Genomic DNA, 6,868 nt, shown 5'->3' on the forward strand with positions numbered 1-6,868 from the left:
CCCCCGACCTCACCCGCCAGCGCGAGGTCGTCGAGGCGTTCCTCACCGCGGCCCGCGGCGGCGACTTCGACGCCCTGGTCGCCGTCCTCGACCCGGACGTCGTGGCCCGCTCGTACGCGGCGGACCGCCCCGGCGGCACGGTGCTGCGCGGCTCCGCGGCCGTGGCCCGCCAGGCCCTCACCTTCGCCCAATTCGCCAAGTCCGCCGAGCCCGCCCTGGTGGACGGCTCGCCGGGTGTGGTGGCGGACCGCGGCAAGCCGGGCTTCCGGGTGATGAGCTTCGGCTTCTCCGACTCGGTGATCACCGAGATCGAGGTCATCACCGACCCGGCCCGCCTGGACGCGCTGGATCTGGTGCTGCTGAGCGCCTGATCCCCGGCGCCCGAGAGGGCACCGCGAGGGCGAAAAAGGCCCGGGACCGCTTCGGCGGACCCGGGCCTTCGTCCGTTTTCGGGGGCATCGCCGCAGGTCAGATGCCGTTCTAAAACTATTTTTCGTCCAGCGGTCACATTCGCCGTGCGGGATCCGTCATATCAGTGACGGACGAGTCCGGGCCGGTGAGCCGAGGGGGGCAGCGCCGGTGGAGCGTCCGTCGCCCTCGTTGGGGGGCGCCCGATACACCAGCCCCCGATGGAGAGCAGCCTTTGACACGTTCGTCCCGCGTCCGGAACAGAACTCTCGGGCGGCGTTCCGTACCCGACCGCGGTTGTGTCCGGCAGCCACCCGGCATCGCCGGGGGCGCTCTCACCTACTCGATCCTGCATAGTTTAGGAGTCTCGTAATGGCTGCCGCCGACTCACTCGCGCGGTCGGGACCCGGGGCTGGTTTCAAGCCCGGTGCGATCCTGGCGTTTGTTTGCCTGGGCCAGTTCATGGTCTTCATCGACGTGTCGATCGTGAACCTCGCCCTGCCGTCCATCCAGGACGGCCTCGACATGTCCGATGTCAGTCTGAACTACATCGTCACCGCCTACTCGACCGTGCTCGGCGGCTTCCTGCTGCTCGGCGGACGACTCGCCGACACCTTCGGCCGGCGGAAGTTCCTCATGGGCGGCTTCCTCATCTTCGCCCTCGCCTCGCTCACCTCGGGTCTGGCGCAGAACGCCGCCATGCTGATCACCTCCCGCGGCTTCCAGGGCCTCGGCGCCTCGATGATCGCCCCCGCGGCGCTCTCGATCCTGACCAACACCTTCCCGGAGGGCCCGGAGCGCAACAAGGCCCTCGGTGTGTGGGGTTCGCTCGCCGGTATCGCCTCCATCCTCGGTGTGATCCTCGGTGGTGTGCTCGCCGACGGCCCCGGCTGGGAGTGGATCTTCTGGATCAACGTGCCGATCGGCATCGGCCTGGCCCTGCTCGCCCCGCGCGTCGTCCCCGAGTCCAAGTCCGACGCACCGCGCCAGCGCTTCGACTTCGCGGGCGCCGGGACCCTGACGGCCGGTCTGCTGCTCCTCATCTTCACCCTCGGTGAGGCCATCAACGTCGGCTGGGGCACCGCCCGTACGATCGGCAGCCTGGCCGGCGTCGTCGTCCTGCTGGTCGCCTTCCTCGTCATCGAGACCAAGGTCGAGGCGCCGATGATGCCGCTGCGCATCTTCCGCCTCAAGACGATGCGCGTCGCCAACTTCTCCGCGATCCTCGTCTTCGGTACGTTCGGCGCGCTGTTCTTCTTCGCCAGCCTCTTCATGCAGCAGGCCTTCGGCTACTCGCCGATGAAGGCGGGCTTCGCCTATGTGCCGCTCGCCTTCTCGGTGGCGGTCGGCGCCGGTGCCGCCTCCGGCATGATCGCCAAGGTCGCGGCCCGTCCGGTGCTCGCGGCCGGTCTGGTCTGCACCACCGCCGGTCTGCTCCTGCTGTGGCGCGCCCCGGCCGACGGCAGCTACGTGGTCGACCTGCTCCCCGCGTTCATCCTGCTCGGCCTCGGCTGCGGCATGGTCTTCGTGACCCTGCAGATCGCCGCCTTCGTCGGCATCCCGGACGAGGAGGCGGGCGTCGGCGCCGGCCTCATCAACACCAGCCAGGAGGCCGGTGGCGCCCTCGGTCTCGCCGTGATCGCGACCATCGCGTACAACGGCCTGGAGGACAAGCTCGCGAAGACGGGCGGCAACCCCGCCAAGATCCACGACGTCCAGGCGGACGCCAACCACCTCGCGTTCCTGGCCGCCGCCATCCTCTCCTTCAGCGCCCTCCTGGTCGCGCTGTTCTTCATGCCGAAGGGTGCGCAGTCGATGAGCTCCGCGCACGCCCACGGCACCGGCGACGCGGAGGTCGCGGGTACGCCCGAGGCCGCCGGCGTCGAGAAGTGACCTTTGTGAACCGCCCGCTCGCCGCATAGGGCTGGGCAGGCCGTGGCGCTCCTCCGACACCTGGCGGAGGAGCGCCACCGGTCGTTGGGGGGCCGGGCCGTTCGTGGCCGCGGCCCCGAGGGACGCCTGGAAGGACGTATCCGCAATGTCGCTGCCCCGAGGGCGTACGAGCGCTCCGGAGGTCTCCGCCTCGGTGGAGGCGTTCCTCACCGAACCGCTCGTCGCCACGCTGACCACCCTGCGGCCCGACGGCTCGCCCCATGTGGCGCCCGTCCGGTTCACCTGGGACGCGGCGTCGGGGCTCGCCCGGGTCATGACGGTCGTCACCTCGCGCAAGGCCCGCAACGTACTGGCGAACCCGGGCGGCCGGGCCGTCCTGTGCCAGGTGGAGGGCTTCGCCTGGGTCACCCTGGAGGGCACCGGCACGGTGTCGGACGACCCGGCGCGGGTGACCGAGGGTGTCAGGCGCTATGCCAAGCGCTATTGGTCGGCGCCGCCGAATCCGCCCGGCCGGGTGGTTCTCGAGATCGCCGTCGACCGGGTGATGAACCTCAATACGTAATTCCGTCCCCGTAATTCACCGCAGGTTCTCCACAGCGCGGCACCGCCGGACCACAAAATCCGGCGGTGCCGCGTTTTTCGTGTTCCTGACAGCGGTAAGGAGCAACTGCCGCTTTCAATAGTGGACTTGAGTCGTACTCAGGTAGCTGCTGCCAGCATCGGTCATATCGGCTGATCCATGTCATCCAGCTGCACGAGGAGTGCGAATATGACCCAGGGCGCAATTGTTGTCGGGGCCGGTCCGGTAGGACTCATGCTCGCCGGAGAACTCCGCCTTGCCGGTGTGGAGGTCGCCCTCTACGACAAGCTTCCGGCTCCCAGTGGAGAGTCGCGCGGTCTCGGATTCACCGGCCGTACGGCCGAAGTACTCGACCAGCGCGGGCTGCTGGCCAAGCTCGGTGACTTCCGCTGGGGCAAGCAGGGCCACTTCGGCGGGGTCCGCATCAACTTCGACCAGCTGGACGAGAGCCACTACGGCATCATGGGCCTGGCCCAGTCCCGCACCGAGGAGACCCTCGGCGCCTGGGTCGAGGAGCTCGGCGTCACCATGCGCCGCGGTTACGAGGTCACCGGCTACCGCGAGACCGAGGACGGCGTCGTCGTCGAGTACCAGGGCCCCGACGGCCCCGGTGAGGAGGCGGCCCAGTACCTCGTCGGCACCGACGGCGGCCGCTCCACCATCCGCCGCCTGGCCGGCATCGACTTCCCGGGCGAGCCCGCCACCCGCGGGATGTACCTGGCCGACGTGGTCGGCGCCGGACTGCGGATGCGCCCCATCGGCGAGCGCATCGAGGGCGGCGGCATGGTCCTCTCGGTCACCCTTGAGCCCGGCATCGACCGCATCGTCATCCACGAGCCGGGTGTGCGCCCGCACCACGGCGAGGGCGAGCTGAAGTTCTCCGAGCTCGCGGACGCCTGGCAGCGCATGACCGGCGAGGACATCCACGGCGCGAGCGCCCGCTGGATGTGCGCCCTGACCAACGCCACCGGCCAGGCCACCGAGTACCGCAAGGGCCGGGTCTTCCTCGCCGGTGACGCCGCCCACGACCACGCCCCCCTCGGTGCGCAGGGCGTCAGCGTCGGCCTCCAGGACGCCGTCAACCTCGGCTGGAAGCTGGCCGCGGCCATCAAGGGGCAGGCCCCCGACGGGCTGCTCGACACCTACCACGCCGAACGGCACCCGGTCGGCGTGCAGTTGCTCCGCAACACGCTCGCCCAGTCGCTGATCTACCTCAGCGGCGAGGAGATGGAGCCGCTGCGCGCCGTGCTGCGCGAGCTGGTGGAGATCCCGGACGCCGCCCGCCACCTCGCGGGCCTGGTCAGCGGTCTCGACGTGCGGTACGACGTCGACACCGACGGCACTGGCCACCCGCTGCTCGGGCTGCGCCTCGCCCCCAACCGCGAGGTGAAGCTCACCGACGGCGGTCAGGCCCGGGTCGCGGAGCTGCTGCACACCGGTCGCGGTGTCCTGATCACCACCGGCGGCTCGGGCGAGGCGGCCGAGCTCGCCGAGGGCTGGGCGGACCGCGTCGACGTGGTTCGCGGCAGCTGGATCCCCTCGGACACCGCCACCGACCAGGACCCCGAGGCCGTTCTCGTACGCCCCGACGGGCACGTCGTCTGGGCCGCGCCCGACGGCGGCAAGCTCCGCGACGCGCTTGAGCAGTGGTTCGGCGCGGCTCAAGTGGCCGGCTAGAAGCTGGATCCGCAGTACCAGCCGCCACCCTGCCGAGGGCCTGTCCGGCGCCTACCCGCCGGACAGGCCCTGGCCGTACGCCCACCCCAGCCCCTCCGAAAGGGAATCACCATGACCGTCCTCGTCACCGGCAGCAGCGGCAAAGTCGGCTCGCACCTCTTACGGCTCCTGGCCGCCAGGGGCGTCTCCTTACGCGCCGGGTCGCGCAGCCCCGAGAAGCTGACGCTGCCCGAGGGCGTCGAGTCCGTGAAGCTGGCCCTCGACGAGCCCGCCGACTTCCCCGCCGCGCTCGCCGGGGTGACCTCGGTCTTCCTGTACTGCGAGGCCGCCGCCATCGACGAGTTCGTCCAGCGGGCCGAGGAGGCCGGTGTCGAGCACGTCGTCGTGATGTCCGCCGACGCGGTGCTGCGCCCCGACGCCGCCGTCAACCCGATCGCCGCGCCCCACCTCGCGGTCGAGCGGGCGCTCGCCGCCTCCTCGATCACCTCGACCGCGCTGAACTGCGGCGCCCTGGCCAGCAACGCCATGCCGTGGGCCTGGCAGCTCAAGGCGCGCGGCACGGTCGGCCTGCCCTACCCCAACAGCTACGCCGACCCGGTCAACGAGCGGGACGTCGCCGAGGCCGCGCTCGCGGTGCTCACCGACCCGTCCCTGCGCGGCCGTTCGTACCACCTCACCGGCCCCGAGGCGCTCACGTTCACTCAGCACATCGCGGCCATCGAGGCGGCCGCGGGCCGCTCCATCCCGGTCACCGAGGTCCCCCCGGCCGTGTGGCGGGCCAACAAGCCCGACTTCATGCCGGGTGACATCGCGGACGCGCTGCTCGAACTCTGGGCGTCCAGCTCCTCCCCGGTCCCGCTCACCGGTGACGTCGAGAAGCTCACCGGCCACCCGGGCCGGCCCTTCACCGAGTGGGCCGAGGAGTACGCGGGCCCGTTCCGCGGCTGACCGCCCGGCCCGAAAAACCGCCATCCCCCACGGCGTAGGCAATCCCCCCATGTAGGCACACGTATGACAGGTAGGACGCAGTATGTCGCTGGACCGCAGAAAGATGATCGGCCTGGGCGCCGGGTCCGCCGCCCTCGCGATGGCCGGCGGTGTCGCCGTGGCCGAGCCCGCCACGGCCGCCCCCAGGCACCGCGTCCCGAGTGACGCGGCACTGGCCAGGTCTCTCTCCGGTGGCTTCCGCAGCCGCTACGCGCACGTCAACGGCGTACGGCTGCACTATGTCGCCGGCGGCTCCGGCACCCCGGTGGTCCTGCTCGCCGGCTGGCCGCAGACCTGGTGGGCCTGGCGCCACGTGATGCCGGAGCTGGCCCGCCGCCACCGTGTCATCGCGGTCGACATCCGGGGCATGGGGGGCTCCGACAAGCCGCAGGGCGGCTACGACAAGAAGACCATGGCCGGTGACGTGCACGCGCTGGTGCGCTCGCTCGGCTACAGCCGGGTCAACATGGTCGGCCACGACATGGGCGCGATGGTGGCGTTCAGTTTCGCCGCCAACCACCCGGCGGCCACCCGCAGGCTCGCGCTCCTCGACACCCTGCACGTCGACGAGACCCAGTACGACATCCCGCTGCTGCCCCGCCCCGACCAGGGCTTCAACCTCTGGTGGTGGGCGTTCAACCAGGTGCAGGGCCTGCCCGAGCAGCTGGCGGCCGGCCGGATGCGGCACATCGTCGACTGGCTCTTCGCCAACTCCCTGCCCGACCAGGCCCTCGTGCCCGACTTCGACCGTGCGGTGTACGCGCACCGCTACGACTCGCCCGACGCCGTCCGGGCGGGCGCCGCCTGGTACAAGGCCGCCCACCAGGACATCGCGGACCTCAAGACCTACGGCAAGGTGACCGCGCCCGTACTGGGCATCGGCTCCCGGCTCACCTACGACCAGTTCCGGCAGGTGCTGCCGACGCTGGCGGCCGACGTTCGCGTGGTGTGCGCGGACCGGTCGATCCACTACATCCCCGAGGAGCAGCCCGAGCTGCTCAGCAGCGAACTGCTGAAGTTCCTCGTCTGACCGGCCCGATCCGGGGCGGGCCCGTCAACGGTACTTATCCCATGGCCTGTTCAACATGTGTACGAGGAGAGTGACATGACTCAGGGCGCAATCGTCGTCGGGGCCGGTCCGGTTGGGTTGATGCTCGCCGGTGAGCTGAGGCTGGGCGGTGTGGACGTGGCTGTCTATGACCGGTTGCCCGGGCCGAGTGGTGAGTCGCGGGGGGTGGGTTTCACGCGGCGTGCCGCGGAGGTCTTCGACCAGCGGGGGCTGCTGGCCCGGTTCGGGGATGTGGAGTGGGCGCAGGGTCATTT

At 70.7% G+C, this 6,868-nt stretch carries 6 protein-coding genes and 1 pseudogene; all 7 read left to right on the top strand.

What is annotated here, in order from left to right; translation table 11 throughout:
• Positions 1-371 (top strand): annotated as a pseudogene (locus tag A8W25_RS29510) (nuclear transport factor 2 family protein); the annotation flags it as partial.
• A 409-nt stretch (positions 372-780) separates the two neighbouring features.
• Complete coding sequence (locus tag A8W25_RS29515; RefSeq protein ID WP_067167394.1) at positions 781-2,301, top strand: MFS transporter; 1,521 nt, start codon at positions 781-783, stop codon at positions 2,299-2,301.
• Between the two features lie 145 nt (positions 2,302-2,446).
• Positions 2,447-2,863, top strand: coding sequence for a pyridoxamine 5'-phosphate oxidase family protein (locus A8W25_RS29520; protein ID WP_067167396.1), 417 nt, complete (start codon positions 2,447-2,449; stop codon positions 2,861-2,863).
• A gap of 207 nt (positions 2,864-3,070) precedes the next feature.
• Positions 3,071-4,558, top strand: coding sequence for an FAD-dependent monooxygenase (locus tag A8W25_RS29525; protein WP_067167397.1), 1,488 nt, complete (start codon positions 3,071-3,073; stop codon positions 4,556-4,558).
• A 111-nt stretch (positions 4,559-4,669) separates the two neighbouring features.
• Positions 4,670-5,506: an NAD(P)H-binding protein gene (locus tag A8W25_RS29530; protein WP_067167398.1), complete on the top strand. Its 837-nt coding sequence runs from the start codon at positions 4,670-4,672 to the stop codon at positions 5,504-5,506.
• An 82-nt stretch (positions 5,507-5,588) separates the two neighbouring features.
• Entirely contained in the window at positions 5,589-6,575 is a 987-nt protein-coding gene (locus A8W25_RS29535) for an alpha/beta fold hydrolase (RefSeq protein WP_067167399.1), read from the top strand.
• Positions 6,576-6,650: 75 nt separating this feature from the next.
• A partial coding sequence (locus A8W25_RS29540; RefSeq protein ID WP_158942780.1) for an FAD-dependent monooxygenase occupies positions 6,651-6,868 on the top strand: 218 nt, incomplete at its 3' end.

This window comes from Streptomyces sp. ERV7 (assembly GCF_001653515.1).
Lineage (GTDB): Bacteria > Actinomycetota > Actinomycetes > Streptomycetales > Streptomycetaceae > Streptomyces.

Excerpts from the sequence above, each read along its gene's own strand:
- A8W25_RS29530 (WP_067167398.1), top strand. The coding sequence starts at position 4,670 with ATGACCGTCCTCGTCACCGGCAGCAGCGGCAAAGTCGGCTCGCACCTC.
- A8W25_RS29535 (WP_067167399.1), top strand. The coding sequence starts at position 5,589 with ATGTCGCTGGACCGCAGAAAGATGATCGGCCTGGGCGCCGGGTCCGCC.
- A8W25_RS29520 (WP_067167396.1), top strand. The coding sequence starts at position 2,447 with ATGTCGCTGCCCCGAGGGCGTACGAGCGCTCCGGAGGTCTCCGCCTCG.
- A8W25_RS29525 (WP_067167397.1), top strand. The coding sequence starts at position 3,071 with ATGACCCAGGGCGCAATTGTTGTCGGGGCCGGTCCGGTAGGACTCATG.
- A8W25_RS29515 (WP_067167394.1), top strand. The coding sequence starts at position 781 with ATGGCTGCCGCCGACTCACTCGCGCGGTCGGGACCCGGGGCTGGTTTC.